Origin of the sequence: Agrobacterium sp. O3.4, assembly GCF_041414895.1 — a bacterium.
Classification (GTDB): domain Bacteria; phylum Pseudomonadota; class Alphaproteobacteria; order Rhizobiales; family Rhizobiaceae; genus Agrobacterium; species Agrobacterium cucumeris.
Genome location: NZ_JALPZP010000007.1, coordinates 54,148 through 70,810, shown reverse-complemented (window position 1 = coordinate 70,810; position 16,663 = coordinate 54,148). Strand labels below are relative to the sequence as shown.

Annotated in this window: 13 protein-coding genes; 4 read left to right on the top strand and 9 right to left on the bottom strand. The window is 60.2% G+C overall.

Features of this window, described 5'->3' with window-relative positions:
• Window position 1 precedes the first annotated feature (1 nt).
• The gene (locus M0412_RS22940) at window positions 2-763 is read left to right on the top strand and encodes an SDR family NAD(P)-dependent oxidoreductase (protein ID WP_269702879.1); all 762 of its coding nucleotides are present in this window, start codon (window positions 2-4) and stop codon (window positions 761-763) included.
• A 76-nt stretch (window positions 764-839) separates the two neighbouring features.
• On the opposite strand, the gene M0412_RS22935 is transcribed toward M0412_RS22940, so the two are convergent.
• From M0412_RS22935 to M0412_RS22910, 6 genes are read right to left on the bottom strand one after another with little or no spacing between them, the layout of a single operon-like run.
• A complete protein-coding gene (locus M0412_RS22935) occupies window positions 840-1,646 on the bottom strand; it encodes an inositol monophosphatase (RefSeq protein WP_269702881.1) in 807 nt (268 codons plus the stop codon).
• Window positions 1,643-2,479, bottom strand: a complete 837-nt coding sequence (locus M0412_RS22930) for a glycerophosphodiester phosphodiesterase family protein (protein WP_269702883.1) — start codon at window positions 2,477-2,479, stop codon at window positions 1,643-1,645. The genes M0412_RS22935 and M0412_RS22930 overlap by 4 nt, the downstream gene beginning before the upstream one ends.
• A gap of 2 nt (window positions 2,480-2,481) precedes the next feature.
• A complete protein-coding gene (locus tag M0412_RS22925) occupies window positions 2,482-3,516 on the bottom strand; it encodes an ABC transporter ATP-binding protein (protein ID WP_269702885.1) in 1,035 nt (344 codons plus the stop codon).
• Between the two features lie 8 nt (window positions 3,517-3,524).
• Window positions 3,525-4,349 carry an ABC transporter permease gene (locus M0412_RS22920; RefSeq protein ID WP_110760116.1) on the bottom strand — a complete coding sequence of 275 codons (825 nt, stop codon included), beginning with the start codon at window positions 4,347-4,349 and terminating at the stop codon, window positions 3,525-3,527.
• Window position 4,350: 1 nt separating this feature from the next.
• On the bottom strand, window positions 4,351-5,190 hold the full coding sequence (locus M0412_RS22915; protein ID WP_236774484.1) for an ABC transporter permease: 840 nt from the start codon (window positions 5,188-5,190) through the stop codon (window positions 4,351-4,353).
• Window positions 5,191-5,231: 41 nt separating this feature from the next.
• A complete protein-coding gene (locus tag M0412_RS22910; protein ID WP_065116457.1) occupies window positions 5,232-6,383 on the bottom strand; it encodes an extracellular solute-binding protein in 1,152 nt (383 codons plus the stop codon).
• Window positions 6,384-6,844: 461 nt separating this feature from the next.
• On the opposite strand from M0412_RS22910, the gene M0412_RS22905 reads away from it, so the two are divergent.
• The gene (locus M0412_RS22905; protein WP_269702889.1) at window positions 6,845-8,788 is read left to right on the top strand and encodes a methyl-accepting chemotaxis protein; all 1,944 of its coding nucleotides are present in this window, start codon (window positions 6,845-6,847) and stop codon (window positions 8,786-8,788) included.
• 275 nt (window positions 8,789-9,063) lie between these two features.
• A complete protein-coding gene (locus tag M0412_RS22900) occupies window positions 9,064-11,853 on the top strand; it encodes a bifunctional aconitate hydratase 2/2-methylisocitrate dehydratase (RefSeq protein ID WP_142843090.1) in 2,790 nt (929 codons plus the stop codon).
• Between the two features lie 189 nt (window positions 11,854-12,042).
• On the opposite strand, the gene M0412_RS22895 is transcribed toward M0412_RS22900, so the two are convergent.
• The 3 genes from M0412_RS22895 to M0412_RS22885 are packed head-to-tail and all read right to left on the bottom strand — an operon-like array spanning window position 12,043 to window position 15,192.
• The gene (locus tag M0412_RS22895; RefSeq protein WP_269702892.1) at window positions 12,043-13,143 is read right to left on the bottom strand and encodes an ABC transporter substrate-binding protein; all 1,101 of its coding nucleotides are present in this window, start codon (window positions 13,141-13,143) and stop codon (window positions 12,043-12,045) included.
• Window positions 13,140-14,531, bottom strand: coding sequence for a sensor histidine kinase (locus tag M0412_RS22890; RefSeq protein WP_269702894.1), 1,392 nt, complete (start codon window positions 14,529-14,531; stop codon window positions 13,140-13,142). Before M0412_RS22890 ends, M0412_RS22895 begins: the two co-directional genes overlap by 4 nt.
• On the bottom strand, window positions 14,518-15,192 hold the full coding sequence (locus M0412_RS22885; protein ID WP_080843196.1) for a response regulator transcription factor: 675 nt from the start codon (window positions 15,190-15,192) through the stop codon (window positions 14,518-14,520). Before M0412_RS22885 ends, M0412_RS22890 begins: the two co-directional genes overlap by 14 nt.
• Before the next feature lie 309 nt (window positions 15,193-15,501).
• Between M0412_RS22885 and M0412_RS22880 the strand changes: the two genes are divergently transcribed.
• The gene (locus M0412_RS22880) at window positions 15,502-16,566 is read left to right on the top strand and encodes an ABC transporter substrate-binding protein (protein ID WP_142843085.1); all 1,065 of its coding nucleotides are present in this window, start codon (window positions 15,502-15,504) and stop codon (window positions 16,564-16,566) included.
• The last annotated feature ends 97 nt before the right edge of the window (window positions 16,567-16,663 follow it).

Here is a 16,663-nt window from a genome sequence, read left to right as displayed (position 1 = left end):
GATGCGTCTCGAAAGCGTCTTTGGATTGAAGGGCCGCACGGCGCTCGTCACCGGTTCCAGCCGTGGCATAGGCGCCGCCATTGCCGAGGGGCTGGCGGGCGCGGGCGCCCATGTCATCCTGCATGGCGTAAAGCCGGGCGCTGCCGCGCCCGTGCAGCACCGGATCGTTGCAAGCGGCGGCACGGCGCAGGAACTGGCGGGCGATCTTTCCGAACCCGGTGCCGGTCGTGACCTCATCGAACGGGCCGAGGCGATAGCACCGGTCGATATTCTTGTTATCAATGCCAGCGCCCAGATCAACGCCGCGCTTTCGGAACTGACACCGGACGATCTGGCGTTTCAGCTGGCGGTCAATCTGGGCTCGACGGTGGATATGCTGCAGGCGGCCCTGCCGCGCATGGCGGCCCGTAAATGGGGCAGGGTGGTTTCCATCGGCTCGGTCAATCAGCTGCGTCCGAAGGGCATCGTTACCGCCTATGCCGCAACCAAGGCTGCGCAGCACAATCTGATCCAGAGTCAGGCGCGGGATTATGCGCGCGACAATGTGTTGCTCAACACACTCGCGCCCGGCCTCATCGACACCGACCGCAATGCCCACCGTCGTGATGAGGACCCCGAAGGCTGGGCGGAATACGTCCGGACGCTGAACTGGATGGGCCGTGCCGGGCAGCCGGAAGAAATGGTGGGTGCCGCCATCTTCCTGTCGTCGCAGGCCTGCAGTTTCATGACCGGTGAAACCGTGCTGATGACGGGTGGTTATTGATCACGCTATCCTTCGCAGGACCCGCATATTGGCGGATACGTGCCGGCGGATGTACTGACCACGCGCGCTGTGCCGCTCAGGGGTCCTTGGGCGGAACGCCGCGAAGCCGTTCGAGAAGATAGGCGTGGGTTGCGGCATTGGCGACGATCAGCGTGCCGGTCCGCTCATAGATTTCAGGCCCGCGCCCCCACCAGTCCGTCACGATGCCGCCGGCTTCCTCAACGAGCAGGATACCGGCTGCGGTATCGACAAACCCTGTCTCCTCGTAATAACCGGTAAGCCGGCCGCAGGCCACGTAAGCGCAGGAATTGGCGGCGCTGCCGACGACCCGCACCGCGCCGATTGGGGCCCGAATATCGTCCAGACGCTGGTAGGCGCCGGGATAAAGCGAAAGATTGGGCGTTGGCAGGCCTGTGCCGACGCACATGAGCGCGATATCGCCGCTGGCATTGACGTGCAGGCGTTCGCCGTTGAGATATGCGCCTTCGCCCTTGATCGTCGTGAACATCTCGTCGGCGACGGGATTATAGACGAGCCCGCAGATCGTCTCGTTGCCGCGGCGCAGTGCAATGGTGATAGTGTAGTGCTGGCCATAGATGAAATTGGTGGTGCCATCGATGGGATCGACCAGCCAGCGATGTTCGGCATCCGACCCGTCAACCGGAGCGAATTCCTCGCCGGTCAGCCCCCAGGGATACCGGCCGAGGAGGCGTTCGCGGATCAGCGTTTCGGACTGCCGGTCCGCATCGGACACGAAATCGCCCGGTCCCTTGACGCCGATCTCGATGTCGCGGAAGCGCCTGAAATGCTCGAGCGTCAATGCGCCGGCCTCGCGGGTGGTGGCGATCATGTCTTCCAGAATGGCGGTGTAATTGACGGTCATCGGCTGAATGCCTCGGTTAGCCCTTCCGGGTCATCGGTGGTGATCTGGTCGACCTTGAGCCGCAGCAGCCGCCCGACATCGGTGATCGATTGCGGCGTGATGCTGTTGATGGTCCATGCATCGACGCGGCGGCCTGCGGCGTGGACGGGGGCGATGATATCGATGCCGGCATCTTCGGCAGCGAGGACGATCCGGTAATCGAGATAGATCATTCCGGCAGCCGGTGCCGTAGCGAGCGCCTGTTCGATGAAGCCGGAAAAGTCTTCGCCCCTCTGCAGCCTGGTGAGTGTGTCTTCCTCACACGGGTCATATCCCGTCTTGAGACCGGGGACCGATGCAGCAAGCGCGGCGATGGCGTCGAAATCCCCGCCGGACAGGATCATGGAGCCCGCCAATGGCGCGATGCTTGCGCTGAAACCGGCGATGACCTGCGGGGTGAGGGCGTGCCGGTTCTCCTTGAAATCGAGCTGCAGCAGGGCATCGGGATGGATGATCTCGCGGGCGAGCAGGGCGCAGAGGTCTTCGAGCAGCATCACCCTTGAGGATACGGGCTGACCCTGATTATCGCGCAGATGCAGCTGGCGCAGGCTGGCGGCGGAGGCATCTCGCACCCTTCCGGCGCCGGTGGTTTCCCGCTCCAGCGTCAGATCATGCAGCACGGCGCAGCCGTGGTCGGCGTGAATGACGAGATCGACTTCGATGCTCGCGCCAAGGCACATGGCCTCGATGATGCGCTCGCCGGTGAAGGCGGGATCGGCGGCGCGGCGGCGGCCGCGATGCCATTTAAGCCAGGTGCGGTGGCCGTCGCGTTCGAGGAGGATGGGCATGTTCATGGTCAGCTCCGGTAGATTTGCCGGTTGTCGCGAAAGGCCGTGACGGAGCGGGGCAGGATATCGACCCCCTGTCCGGCCCGGAAGAGATCGGGATGGGCGACCATCGATTTGATCCTGACACCATCGGGAAGATCGAGATCGACAAGGCCATGGGTGCCGTAATCGGTTACCCGGTGAACGCTTGCCTGCGGCGTCTCGGATGCCTTCAGATCAACGGCCTCGGGGCGGATGGCGAGAATGGCGGGACCGTCGGAGACGGGCAGCGGCAAGGTCAGGCCGGCATGGGTGAAGTTTCCGCCCGAAACCACGCCTTCGATCAGGTTCATGGTGCCGATGAAGCCGGCGACGAATGGGGTCTGCGGTTCGCGATAAATGACGTTCGGCCGGTCGATCTGCTCGGTCCTGCCATTGGCCATCACGACGATGCGGTCGGCCATGGAAAGGGCTTCGTCCTGTCCATGCGTGACGAACAGCGTGGTGATGCCGAGACGCTGCTGGATATCGCGCACCTCTTCCCGCAGGCGCTCGCGCAGATGCTGGTCGAGGCTGGCGAAGGGTTCATCCAGAAGCAGGATTTTCGGCTCCAGGACCAGTGAGCGGGCGAGCGCCACGCGTTGCTGCTGGCCACCGGAGAGCTGGCTGGTGGCGCGTTCGCCATAACCGGAAAGCCCGACCAGTTCGAGTACCGCTTCGACCTTCTCGTTGATGACGGAGGCCGGCATGCGCCGCAGCTTGAGGCCGAAGGCGAGGTTCTTGAAGACGTTCATATGGGTCCAGAGCGCGTGGCTCTGGAACACCATGCCGGTGGGCCGGCGCTCGGGTGGCAGATGGGTGACGTCTTCGCCGTCGATGGTGATCCGTCCGCCGGTCGGCTGTTCGAAACCACCGACCATGCGCAGCAGCGTTGATTTGCCGGAACCGGAGGGGCCGAGAAGGCAGACGAGTTCACCATCGGCGACGTCGAGCGAGAAGTTGTCGACTGCCTTGGTGCCACCGGCGAAGGTTTTCGTAACCCCGCGGATATGAAGTACGGACATGAATATTCCTAACCGCCGAAGCCGCGGGCGAAGGCGCCGCCGCCAATGACGCGGCGGGCGAACATGAGGGCAATGAATGACGGCACCCAGAGCACGACGGACAGGACCGCGCCATACTGGATGACCATCTGGTTGTTGATGTAGCTGATCATCAGCACCGGCATCGTGCGGATGCCGGGGGCGCCGATGAGCCATGCCCCTTCGGTTTCATAGAAGGTGCCGACGAAGCTCAGGAGCACGGCGGCGGCAATGGTCGGCCCGGCCTGTGGCAGCGTGATCGACCAGAAGACCCGCAGGGGACTGGCCCCCACATCGCGGGCCGCCTCTTCCATGCGGCGATCGACGGCCTGAAACGCGGCGACGGGTATCCAGATCATGAACATCAGCGTGCCGACGAGCTGGATCAGGACGACGCCCCAGAAGGTGCCGATGAGGTTGAGCTGCAGAAAGATCGCCGCAATTGCCACCAGCAGCCCGAATTTCGGGAAGGCATGACCGGCAAGGAAGGAGAAGAACAAGAGGTTGCGGCCGGGAAAGCTCATGCGGGCAAAGGCATAGGCGGCGGGAAGGCAGATCAGCGCCGAAAGCAGGGTCACCACCGTCGTCAGCCGAAAGCTCAGCATCAGGGCGTTCCACACATCGGGGCGTCCGAGTGTCTGGCCCCAGAAACGGAAGCCGAACTGTTGCGGCACGACGTTGGGGTAACGCCAGACTTCGGTGAAAGCCCAGGTGCCGACGACGATGAGCGGCCCGACGATCGCAACGGTCAGAAGGGCGGCGAAGAATATGCCGGGCCAGTCGAGGCGCCTGCGCGCCGGTGCAAAAGCGGCCATGTTACTTCCCCTGATTGCGTGCGACTGAGCGCACATAAAAGAGGCCGAAGGCAATGCAGAAGCCGAAGGCGATAACGGCCTGGGTCATGGCGCCGATGGGGTCCTGCATATCGCGAAGGGTGCGCTGCATGAAGGGACCAATCATTTCCGGCGATGCGGGGCCAAGCAGATAAGGAAGGGTGAAGGAGGAGAAGATGCCGAGCACCGAAAAGGAAAGCGCCACGAGAATGGAATTGGAAATGCGCGGCAGGATGATGTGCCAGAAGACCTGTAGCGCATTGGCGCCCACATCCCGCGCCGCTTCCACGGACTGGTTGGCGACACTGCCGAGGCCCGCCAGCAAAATCAGCACCGTCAGCGGGATATTGTCCCAGACAAGGCCGATGACCGGCCCCCAGGGGGTCAGATAAGGCGTGCGGATTTTCGGCAGGTCGACCGCGTTGAGCAGAATATCCACCATGCCATTGGGCCCAAGCACGCGGATGAAGGCGAAGGCGAGGATGATGGAAGGCACGAACATCGGAAAGATCGCCAGCGCCTGCACATAGGCCGAAAGGCGGCCCTGGGAAAAGCGCAGATAAAGCGCGATCGGCAGGCAGATCACCAGAAGCAGCATGGCGCAGACCAGAGTGGTCCAGAGCGTGACGGCAAGATTGTCGAGGCTATAGCGATCCGAAAAGAAGAAGACGTAGCTCGAAAGATCGAACGTCGTTTCTCCATTGGTCCCGGTACGCCAGACGGTGCGCCCTATGGCGTTGATGGCCGGCCAGATGACCAGCCAGATCATCAGGAAAACGGGAATGGCGACGAGCAGGAGGCCGATTGGCCTCCTGCCTGCCATATTGTCGATGAGCGGGCGGACCGCTCCTTCTGCTGCCTCGGTCACGACTTGCGGTCGACGTTCGGAGCAACGTGACGGTACCAGCCGTCATTGATGGCGGTTTCCCATTTGCCGGCCGGGAAGGTCGGAATGGTCTGCGGAATGATGTCGGCGAAGCGCTTGCGCAGATCGGCTGGGACATAGTCCCAGGAAACGCCGGGGAAACCACCGAGTTCGGTGAGGATGGCGCCCTGGATTTCTTCGGAGAGAACGAAATTCGCCAGCTTGAGGGCGGCATCACGATTGGTGCCGTTCGCCAGCACCACGGCCCGGGAGAAATCGCCGCAAAGCGCGAGATCCTGAAGCTGAACGAGGCCCGTTTCCGCAGGAAGCACACCCTGATCGATCGCCTTCAGAACCTGATCGGACCAGACGGGCGTCATTGTCACGACGCCTTGCGACAGCAGCTGCAGAGACTGGGTGTTGCCGGAGGCATAGGCGCCCTTGTCATAAAGCGACGGGGCGATATCGGTGAGCAGATCCCACGCCTTGCCCAGTGCCTTGTCGCCGAATTCCTGGGTGTAGTTGTCGACCGTGAAAGCCTTGGGGTCGAGACCATTGGCCTGATGGATGGCGCGGCGAACGAAATTGCCGCCGGAACCGCCCTTGTCGGGACGGTTATAGACGAACTGGCCGGGATTGGCCTTGATCCAGGTGACCAGCTGCTCCCAGGTCTTCGGGGCATCCGCGGGCTTCAGCTTGGCTGTGTCATAGGCGAGCAGAACCTGGCTGCCGCGATAGGGCAGGCTGTATTCGCTGCGGATGGCAAGCGGGTTGACGCGCGAATAGTTGGAGAGACCGGCCTTCGCCATGTTCACATAGATGCCGGCATCGATCGCGCCTGCGGGCAGCAGCGGATCGGAATGCTCGAAATAGTCAGCCTGCGGGTCGGTGCCTGTCTGCTTTGCTGCAATGGCGCGTTCGCCGATGGCGATAATACCGGCATTGTCACCGGCGTCCACGAGGTTGAGTTTGATACCCGGATTGGCCGCCTCGAAAGCGGGCTTGACCGTGTTGGTCCAGAAATCGAGGATGTTGCTGTCGGCGCCAGTATACCAGTCGATCGTGCCCGGGGCGGCGAAGCTCATGCGCGGCGCAAGGGCAAGGCCAGCGGCGGCGCCAGCTGCTGATATCATGAAGGTGCGGCGTTTCATCTCTGTCTCCAGTGCTCTCGGCGAGTGGAATTGTTGAGCGCTGACCCTTTTTGGAAAGATCGGAACGGCGCTGGCCCGCCTTTGCACAGCCGTGCATTTTTTAACGGGTCGGCGGCGTTTCTAATGACTTTCCTTAACGCTTTCGTGACACCCGGAGACGCAGATCGGCTGACGAAAATTAGCGTCTAAATAATTTAGCAATGTCGCAAATTGTCATGACTTGCATGGGCCGGGTAACACTTCATTCAGTGGTTTTGTGAAATCTAAAATACGCAGGTTCCAAGGTTTCATCGGCGGAGCCGGTAGAGCAATCGGACCCCATCTCACCCACGCCTTTGCGGTTTTGAGTTGATGTCCGCTTGTAGCCCTATGAAGGGCACAGCTACCCGCGATGTTTCTTTATATCTCTCCCCGGCCACCCCATGCGGACGGCTGGCGGAGCGCTTGCCCCGAGGCCATTCATGTCTTTCCTGAAGAATACCAAGATAAAAACGAAGGTCGTTTTTGTCATCTCGCTGATGAGTTTGATGTCGCTTTCCGGCATTAGCTACGTCAGCCTGCAATATAACAATACCGACCGCGTCTATAGCGACTTCATCGCCAACGAGGCTCTTGCGGCGGTGCTGAACGCCCGGACCAGCGGCAATCTCAATGCGCTCGGCATGCAGATGCTTCGCGCCAGCCTGAATGATCCCGCCGGCAGTGATTTCGAATCGGCGGTCAAGACGTTCAGGGCAGACCGCAAACAGCTCGAAGAGCGCCAGAACAAGATCATGGAACTGGTGCCGGCCCGCACGGATGCCGCCCGCGATATCCTGAAGGGTGTCGTTGAAGTCGAGGAGATCGGCAATCAGGTCATCGCCCTGATGCAGGCGGGAAAAACCGCCGAAGCGCAGCATATGGCGCTGAACGTCCTTCGGAAAATCGGCGAAGTGTCGCCGAAGATCAGCGCCGGCAACGAGCAGCTTATCCAAGTCATGAATGACGGCCGGCAGCAGCTCAGCGCAAGCACCGATACGACGATCTGGACGGGCCTGATCGGCATTGCGCTTGTTTCCCTGGCCCTGATCGCACTTGGCCTGTTTGTCTCGTCGCGTGGCATCACCACCCCGATTGCGCGGCTTCGTGAGCGCATGGGATCGCTGGCGGCCGGTGATACGGCAGGCGAAATCGACGGAATGGACCGGAAGGATGAAGTTGGCCAGATGGCCGCTGCGGTTCAGGCCTTCCGTGAAAACGCAATCGAGCGTGTGCGGCTTGAAAATGAAACCGAGGCCAACCGGTCGACTTCTGAAAAGGACCGGATAGAACGCGAGAAACAGAAGGCGAAAGAGGCTGCCGACGTACAGTTTGCCGTCGACAATCTTGCCACCGCGCTTTCGAAGATCGCTCAGGGCGACGTTACCTACCGGATCGTTCAGCCGTTCGTTGCCGGCCTTGACGGTATTCGCGGTGATTTCAACCGGGCGGCAGAACAGTTGCAGTCGACCCTTACCCAGGTGGCACAGAATGCCCGCGGCATCGATGCCGGCGCCAACGAAATCCGGTCTGCGGCAGATGATCTGGCGAGACGTACCGAACAGCAGGCGGCGGCCGTGGAAGAGACTGCGGCGGCGCTGGAAGAAATCACCATCACGGTGAAGGACTCCACCAAACGTGCACAGGAAGCCGGTCATCTCGTCGGCCGCGCAAAGGTCGGCGCGGAAAAGTCGGGCGAAGTTGTGCAGAAGGCCGTCGCGGCGATGGAACAGATCGCGACATCCGCCAATCAGATTTCCAACATCATCGGCGTGATCGACGAGATCGCCTTCCAGACCAACCTTCTGGCGCTGAATGCCGGCGTGGAAGCGGCGCGTGCCGGTGATGCGGGCAAGGGCTTTGCCGTTGTCGCGCAGGAGGTTCGTGAACTGGCGCAGCGTTCCGCCGGTGCCGCCAAAGAAATCAAGAACCTGATCACGACATCGAACAGTCAGGTGGAGCAGGGCGTGCAGCTGGTTGGCGAAACCGGCAGGGCGCTGGAACTGATCGTCACCGAAGTGCAGGATATCAACCGGCACGTCGCGGCGATCGCGGAATCGGCACAGGAACAGTCCTCCGGCCTCCAGCAGATCAACACGGCTGTGAACCAGATGGATCAGGATACCCAGAAGAACGCCGCCATGGTGGAAGAAAGCACGGCTGCAAGCCACGGTCTTGCACGCGAGGCGTCTTCGCTCAACGGACTTATCGCCCAGTTCAAGCTGTCCGAAGGCGGTTACAGTGAAGCTTCCGCTCCGGTCCGCACCGTCTCTTCGTCCGACAGGCCCGCGGCATCTCCGGCGCGCGCGCTCGGCGGCAGGATCAGGGCTGCATTTTCCGGCAATGCCGCACTGAGCACCTCTGCGGACAGTTGGGAGGAGTTTTGATGATTGCCGCGTTTTTGACGGCGGATTCACGGCTCCTTTTGATCGCCGGCAAGACGATGGTCTGATATAGGAATGGGCGGTTCGCAGAAGGGCCGCCCATTTTTGTCGCGACAGTCGGACAACGGAACGATTGAAACGATTATACTGAAATGCGACATCTTGTCAGCCGGCCCCGGTTGGCGTACTCGAAACCGGTAAAAGACCCAGACCTATTGACGTGACAGTTCGGTGGTGCTGGGTTTTGGCTCCATACATATCAGGACGTTGGGATAGCGATGAACCTTTACTTGGATTACCTGGCTGAGATCAAAAGCAGAGAACAACAAGGGCTCGCACCCAAGCCGATTGATGACGGCGCATTGACCGCCGAAATCATTGCGCTGATCAAGGATGCCGGTAGCGAATACCGGACGGACGCCCTCAAATTCTTCATCTACAACTCCCTGCCGGGCACCACGAGTGCTGCGGGCGTCAAGGCTGCGTTTCTGAAGGAGATCATCCTTGGCGAAGCGGTCGTGCCAGAGATCACGCCCACCTTCGCGCTGGAACTGCTGTCGCACATGAAGGGTGGCCCTTCCGTCGAAGTGCTGCTCGACATCACGCTCGGTGATGACGCGGCACTTGCCGAGCAGGCGGGTGAGGTTCTGAAGACCCAGGTCTTCCTTTATGACGCCGACATGTTCCGGCTGCGCGATGCCTTCAAGGCAGGCAATGCCGTCGCCAAGGGCGTGCTTGAAAGCTATGCCAAGGCTGAATTCTTCACCAAGCTTCCGGATGTGGAAGACGAGATCAAGGTCGTGACCTTCATCGCCGCCGAAGGCGATATTTCGACCGACCTTCTGTCGCCCGGCAACCAGGCGCATTCGCGCTCCGACCGCCAGCTGCACGGCCAGTGTATGATCACGCCGGAAGCGCAGGCGGAAATCGTCGCGCTTCAGAAGCAGCATCCCGACAAGCGGGTGATGATGATCGCCGAAAAGGGCACGATGGGCGTCGGCTCGTCACGCATGTCCGGCGTCAACAACGTGGCGCTGTGGACCGGCAAGCAGGCCAGCCCCTATGTGCCCTTCGTCAATTTCGCACCCGTCGTTGCCGGCACCAACGGCATCTCGCCGATCTTCGCCACTACCGTCGACGTGACGGGCGGCATTGGCATCAACCTGAAAAACTGGGTGAAAAAGCTCGGTGAAGACGGCAAGCCGATCCTCAACAATGACGGCAACCCGATCCTCGAGCAGAAATATTCGGTCGAGACCGGCACTGTCCTGAAGATCGACGCCAAGAACCGCAAGCTTCGCGACGAAAGCGGCAATGAGCTGGTTGACGTTGCCGCCGCCTTCACGCCCCAGAAGATGGAATTCATGAAGGCCGGCAGCTCCTACGCCATCGTCTTCGGCAAGAAGCTCCAGACCTTTGCGGCTCAGACGCTCGGCATCGAGGCGACTCCGGTCTTTGCTCCGAACAAGGAAATCGCGATCGAAGGTCAGGGCCTCACCGCCGTTGAGAAGATCTTCAACCGCAACGCCGTCGGCGTGACCCCCGGCAAGGTGCTGCATGCCGGTTCGGACGTTCGCGTCAAGGTCAACATCGTCGGCTCGCAGGATACGACCGGCCTGATGACCGCGCAGGAACTTGAGGCGATGGCGGCAACCGTCATTTCGCCGCTGGTGGATGGCGCCTATCAGTCGGGCTGCCACACGGCCTCCGTCTGGGACAAGAAGGCGCAGGCGAATATTCCGAAGCTCATGTCCTTCATGAACAATTTCGGCGTCATCACCGCGCGCGACCCGAAGGGCGTCTATCATTCGATGACGGACGTGATCCACAAGGTGCTGAACGACATCACCGTGGATGACTGGGCGATCATCATCGGCGGCGACAGCCATACGCGCATGTCCAAGGGCGTCGCCTTCGGCGCCGACTCGGGCACGGTGGCGCTGGCGCTGGCGACGGGTGAGGCGACCATGCCGATCCCGCAATCGGTCAAGGTCACCTTCAAGGGCACGATGCAGCCGCATATGGACTTCCGCGACGTCGTGCATGCGACGCAGGCGCAGATGCTGAAGCAGCATGGCGATAACGTGTTCCAGGGCCGCATCATCGAAGTCCATATCGGCACGCTGCTCGCCGACCAGGCCTTCACCTTCACCGACTGGACGGCCGAGATGAAGGCCAAGGCGTCGATCTGTATCTCTGAGGACGAGACGCTGATCGAGTCGCTGGAGATCGCCAAGTCGCGCATCCAGATCATGATCGACAAGGGCATGGACAATGCCGCCCAGACACTGAAGGGCCTGATCGCCAAGGCGGATCAGCGTATTGCCGAAATCCGCTCGGGCGAAAAGCCTGCCTTGACCCCCGACGACAATGCGAAATATTTCGCCGAAGTCGTTGTGGATCTGGATGTCATCGACGAACCGATGATCGCCGACCCCGACGTCAACAATGCCGATGTCTCCCGGCGTTACACCCATGATACGATCCGTCCGGTGTCCTATTACGGCGGCACCAAGAAGGTCGATCTGGGCTTCGTCGGTTCGTGCATGGTGCATAAGGGCGACATGAAGATCGTCGCCCAGATGTTGAAGAACATCGAGAAGGCCGAAGGCAAGGTCGAGTTCAAGGCGCCGCTCGTCGTTGCCGCGCCGACCTACAACATCATCGACGAGCTGAAGGCGGAAGGGGATTGGGAAATCCTGCAGAAGTATTCCGGCTTCGAATTCGACGACCTGAAGCCGAAGACCACCAACCGCACCGAATACGAGAACATCCTCTATCTGGAGCGCCCGGGCTGCAACCTGTGCATGGGCAACCAGGAGAAGGCGGAAAAGGGCGATACCGTTCTGGCAACCTCGACCCGCCTGTTCCAGGGCCGCGTCGTGGAAGACACGGCTGAAAAGAAGGGTGAATCGCTTCTGGCCTCGACCCCGGTCGTCGTCCTGTCGGCAATCCTTGGCCGCACGCCGAGTGCGGAAGAGTATAAGGCAGCCGTCGAAGGGATCGATCTGACCAAGTTCACCCCGTCGAAGGGCACGCCGATCGATTCCCTCTCGGTCCATTATTGAGGTTTCGGCACCGGGAGGTGAAAGCCTCCCGGACATGACACGTTATATGAAGCGCGTCATAATGATCTGAAGGATGCCTGTCGAAGGGCGGGCATCCGAAACCACGCGCCGGTCCATCGCAGCATGGAGGCGGCAATTGTCGCACCGCCGGCCCGAATGCGCCGGGTGCCGTCCTATTTTTCCAAGATATCAGTTCGCTCCGGAATTGTTTCCGGACGTCATCACACCGGTCCAGTCGTCGATGAAACGTTTGCGCTGGGCGGCGTCCTGCGTCGCCAGAAGGGCGGGGCCGATGCGGATGAGGCGTCCAACACCGCTTTCAATGAGCGAGGGAGGGCCATCGACACCGGTCGGCATGGTTCCGTCCTGCGAGAAGAAGAAGGATTTTTCCCGCGCGATACGCCGGCCGCGTTCCGAAAGAAGATAATCAATGAAGCGTCCGGCAAGCGCTGGCTGCCTTGCCTTTTGCGGAATGAGCGCTGCCCTGCTGAGAACAAGGGTATAATCACGCGGCAAGACGATCTTCAGCTTCGGATCGCGCAGGGTAGCCGCATAGGCGTAGGAGCCTATGACATTGTAGCCTATATATATTTTCTGGTTGGAGATATCGGAGAGCACGGAACTGTTGCAGCAGCGCAGTTGGGTGTCGACGCGGCTCATGCTTTCCAGCAGGCGGCCATAGGCGGTGGAATTCTGCTCCGCATCGAGGAAGGCCAGAAGATAACCAACGCCTGACTGGCGAAGATCATAGGTCGCGACGTGGCCGCGATAGAACTCCTGTTTTCGGCGCAGCAGATCGGCAAGTTCGGCGCGCGTATGCGGCACGTCCTGCGGCGGAACATAATCGCTGTTATAAACAATGACACTCGGCTCGAATGTGAAGCCATAGACCTCGTCGCGCCAGCTATTGGCATGGTTCTCCACCGCGCGCGTCTCGCTCGACACATGCGACAGGGCGCACCCGTCATTGGCGAGCTTCACCATCTGATCCACCGAAGACGACATCAGAAGGTCGCCGAAATCCTTCTCCTCCCGGCAGGCGGCGTCCGCCTCGCGATAGAGATCATTGGTGACGAAATCGGTGTAGTCGATGGCGACGTTCGGTTCGATCTGCTGAAAATCGAGCAGAAGCGGTGTCAGGGCGGATGTGTCTGCCGCGCCGTTGATGACGAGACGGCCCATCTCTTCGGCCGGGGCGGGAAAATATGTCGAGGTGCCCTCCGTCGGCTGCGCGAGAGCCGAGCCCGTGGCCAGCGCTGAAAACAGGATTGCCAGGAGAAGTTTTTTCACGCGCTGTCCTCCCCGGCGCAGGGCAAGTCAAGGATGACGGTGAAACCCGTGTCGCCCTTTTCGCGAAAGCGGATCAGGCCGCCATGCGCGACCGCGACTTCCGCTGCTATGGCAAACCCGAGCCCCGAGGCGGTGCCGACATTGGGAGACGTGGCGTTGAAGCGGCGTGACATCTGATCCCATTTTTCCGGCGGAATACCCGGTCCGTCATCTTCCACCTCGACGCAGATCCGCTCGTCATGCTGCATCACCCGGACATCGAGGCGCGACACCGCGCCATGGCGCAGCGCATTGCTGATGATGTTGGCGATTGCTTCTCGCAGGCTGACCGGGTCGCCTTTGACCGGCATCAACGCTTCGTCGGCCTCGAACGAAATCACCATGTCGGGATCGACGGTCAGCGGAACGGCATGGTGGAAGGCCGTGCGCGCCACCGCAACCAGATTGATGTTTTCGAGCTGGATGGTGCCGGAGCGATGGATGACCATGGCGTGGCTGAGCAACTGGTTGGTCAGCTGCGCCAGCTCGCCCGTGCGTATCTTGATGCGCTGGGTGCGCTCGCGATTTTCCGGGATCATGCTCGCTTCATCAAGCATGTCCACCTGGGCGGAAAGCCCGGTCAGCGGCGTGCGTATCTGGTGTGCGGCATCGGCGATGAACTGCTGCAACCGCACGACACGTTCGTCCAGTCGCCTCATGAAGTGGTTGATGGCGCCCAGAAACGGCTGCAGCTCCTGCGGTGCGGGCATTTCCATGGTCGTCAGGTCTTCGGGGTTGCGCTGCCGCAGGGCAAGCGCCAGCCGGGTGACGGGCTTCAGCGCATAACGCACGGCGAGAAAGGTGCCGCCAAGTCCAAGCAGGATCATGATGCCGACAATCAATATGGCGCCCTGGGTTATCTCAGCGGCCAGCGCCCGGCGCGCCTCGGTGGTCTGCGCCAGGATGACGTAGATCCATCCGCCCTGCGCCTGATCGGCCAGCGCGCGCGAAACGGTGATGACCCGCACTTCCACGCCGCGATATTGTTCCGTTTCGAGCTGCGGATCGTAACGGGCAGCGACATAATCATAATCGGCATTGAGGTCGGGATAACCGCTGACGATCGCGCCATCCGGTCCGACGATGCGATAGAAGATGCGGTCCCTTTCCGCAAAGCCAAGCAGTTCGAAAGCCGAGAGCGGCAGATTGACGATCAGCTTGCCGTCATTCTGGGTAATGCCGTCGGCAATCTGCATGGCGGCACCGCGCAGAAGCTGGTCATAGGTCTTGTTGGCGGCCGTCTGGGCATAATAACCGGCGGCGGAAATAAGGATACTCGCCACTATGAGCAGAACCATGCCCACACGAATGACGAGGCGTGAAAACAGCGATGGTTCACGGGTTGTCATCGATCACCAGCTGATAACCCATGCCGCGCTGGGTAATGATCGATACGCCTGAACCCTCGATCTTCTTGCGTATCCGGCTGACATAAAGTTCGACCGCATTGTGGTTGACGCCCTCGTCAAAGCCGAACAGCGCATCCATCAACTCGTCCTTGCTGAACAGACGGCCGGGACGGGTGGCAAAAACCTCGAGAATGGCAATTTCGCGCCGCTTCAGCTGCACTTCCCGTTTGCCGATCCGGACATTGCGGCTCTGCTGATCGAGCTGCAGATTGCCGCAGGTGATGATATTGGTGGTTTCGCCGCGGTTGCGCCGCAACAGCACGCGCACACGCGCATCCAGCTCACGAAAATCGAACGGTTTGACCAGATAATCGTCCGCGCCAAGATCAAGCGCGCTGACGCGATCCTCGATTTCCGAGCGGGCCGTCAGTACCAGCACTGGAACCGTTTTTTTGGCGGCCCGCACACGGCGCAATATCTCGAACCCGTCAAGCCCGGGCAGCATGACGTCAAGAATGATCAGATCGTAATCGGTGAAGTCGAGAATTTCAGCCGCGACAAGTCCGTCTGCCTCCCAATCAACCGAGTGTCCCACCCGCTCCAGCCGTTGATTGATTGCCTCCCCGACATCCCGTGTGTCTTCGACCAAGAGGATGCGCATGGGCCATGAATTGCATGAAAAATCGAACATGACAACAAAAACATATTTGAACGTGACAGGTTGCTGACAGATATCATGGATAAATTTATGTAGCGTGGCGATCTATTCGGTTTAACGGATGATTTTCACTATATCCGTGGGAGGATATCGATTTTATTGGCGGCTTGATCTACTTCGTAAGAAGTGGAATTACTATTGTTTTGCTTAAAATAATCGAGATATTCAGGCGTGTGTCGGCAAGTAAAGTCTGTCGTAACTTGGTCGCTTCTCTTCCCCCGGATTTCTTGAATCATTGTGGGAGGACCAGAAATGAAGCAATTTTTCTCTTATGCGCTGACCGCGAATGCGGCGGCCCTGCTGCTGGCCATGCCGGTATTTGCGGCCAGTGACGATCTTGTCGAGGCCGCACGCAAGGAGGGGTCGGTCACGATCTACGCGGCCACCGACCAGGCGCAGGCGCAGGCAGCGCTCGATGCCTTCACGAAGAAATATCCCGGCATCCGCGTCGACTACAACGATATCGGCACCAATGGCGTTTATAATCGCATCATTTCGGAGGCCGCCGCCAAGCAGGTGGGTGGCGACGTCTTCTGGACTTCGGCGATGGATCAGGGCGTGAAGCTTGCGACCGACGGTTATCTGGAGGCCTACAAGTCGCCTGAAATGCCGTCTCTGCCCAGCTGGGCGGTCTTCAAGGACATTGTTTACGCCACCTCGGTTGAGCCTGTCGGCATGATCTACAACAAGACCGCGCTGCCGGAAGACAAGGTGCCGCAGACACGCGAAGATCTGATCAAATTCATTTCCAGCGGTGAATATAACGGCCGTATCGGCACCTTCGATCCGGAAAAGTCCGGCGTCGGATTTCTGATTCAGACCAGCGATCTGGAAAAAACAAGCAATTTCTGGGACATGACCAAGGGGCTCGGCAAGGCGAAGGGCAAATCTTACTCCTCGACAGGCTCGATGCGCGAAACCGTGGTCTCGGGTGAAAATGTCCTCGCTTACAACCTGATCGGCTCCTACGCGCTGGACTGGGTAAAGAGCGCGCCGAACCTTGGTGTTGCTTTCGGCAAGGATTACACGCTTGCCTTCTCGCGTGTTGCCGGCCTGTTGAAGGACGCGCCGCACCCCAATGCCGGCAAGTTGTTCATGGACTTCCTGCTGTCGCAGGACGGGCAGAACGCGCTTGCTTCAAAGGGCATGCCGGCTCTGCGCAAGGACACCACCGAAGGTTATAATATCGACACGCTCAACGCACTGGTCGGCGGCAATTTGAAGCCGATCGCGCTTGATGAAACGCTCCTCGGTTTCATGGAACCCATGAAACGGTTGAAGTTCCTCAACGAGTGGCGCGCAGCGCTCAAGGGCTGATCGCGCCCGGGCACGCAAGTCCCCCAAGGACGGGGCCAGATACCGAGCTTTTTTAAAGGCACAGAACGGTGTCTGGCCCAGGGCCGCGGTCGTGCCA

Coding starts and splice junctions, on each gene's coding strand:
- M0412_RS22905 (WP_269702889.1), top strand. CDS start 6,845: ATGTCTTTCCTGAAGAATACCAAGATAAAAACGAAGGTCGTTTTTGTC.
- M0412_RS22890 (WP_269702894.1), bottom strand. CDS start 14,531: ATGACAACCCGTGAACCATCGCTGTTTTCACGCCTCGTCATTCGTGTG.
- M0412_RS22940 (WP_269702879.1), top strand. CDS start 2: ATGCGTCTCGAAAGCGTCTTTGGATTGAAGGGCCGCACGGCGCTCGTC.
- M0412_RS22925 (WP_269702885.1), bottom strand. CDS start 3,516: ATGTCCGTACTTCATATCCGCGGGGTTACGAAAACCTTCGCCGGTGGC.
- M0412_RS22920 (WP_110760116.1), bottom strand. CDS start 4,349: ATGGCCGCTTTTGCACCGGCGCGCAGGCGCCTCGACTGGCCCGGCATA.
- M0412_RS22880 (WP_142843085.1), top strand. CDS start 15,502: ATGAAGCAATTTTTCTCTTATGCGCTGACCGCGAATGCGGCGGCCCTG.
- M0412_RS22930 (WP_269702883.1), bottom strand. CDS start 2,479: ATGAACATGCCCATCCTCCTCGAACGCGACGGCCACCGCACCTGGCTT.
- M0412_RS22915 (WP_236774484.1), bottom strand. CDS start 5,190: ATGGCAGGCAGGAGGCCAATCGGCCTCCTGCTCGTCGCCATTCCCGTT.
- M0412_RS22935 (WP_269702881.1), bottom strand. CDS start 1,646: ATGACCGTCAATTACACCGCCATTCTGGAAGACATGATCGCCACCACC.
- M0412_RS22910 (WP_065116457.1), bottom strand. CDS start 6,383: ATGAAACGCCGCACCTTCATGATATCAGCAGCTGGCGCCGCCGCTGGC.
- M0412_RS22885 (WP_080843196.1), bottom strand. CDS start 15,192: ATGCGCATCCTCTTGGTCGAAGACACACGGGATGTCGGGGAGGCAATC.
- M0412_RS22900 (WP_142843090.1), top strand. CDS start 9,064: ATGAACCTTTACTTGGATTACCTGGCTGAGATCAAAAGCAGAGAACAA.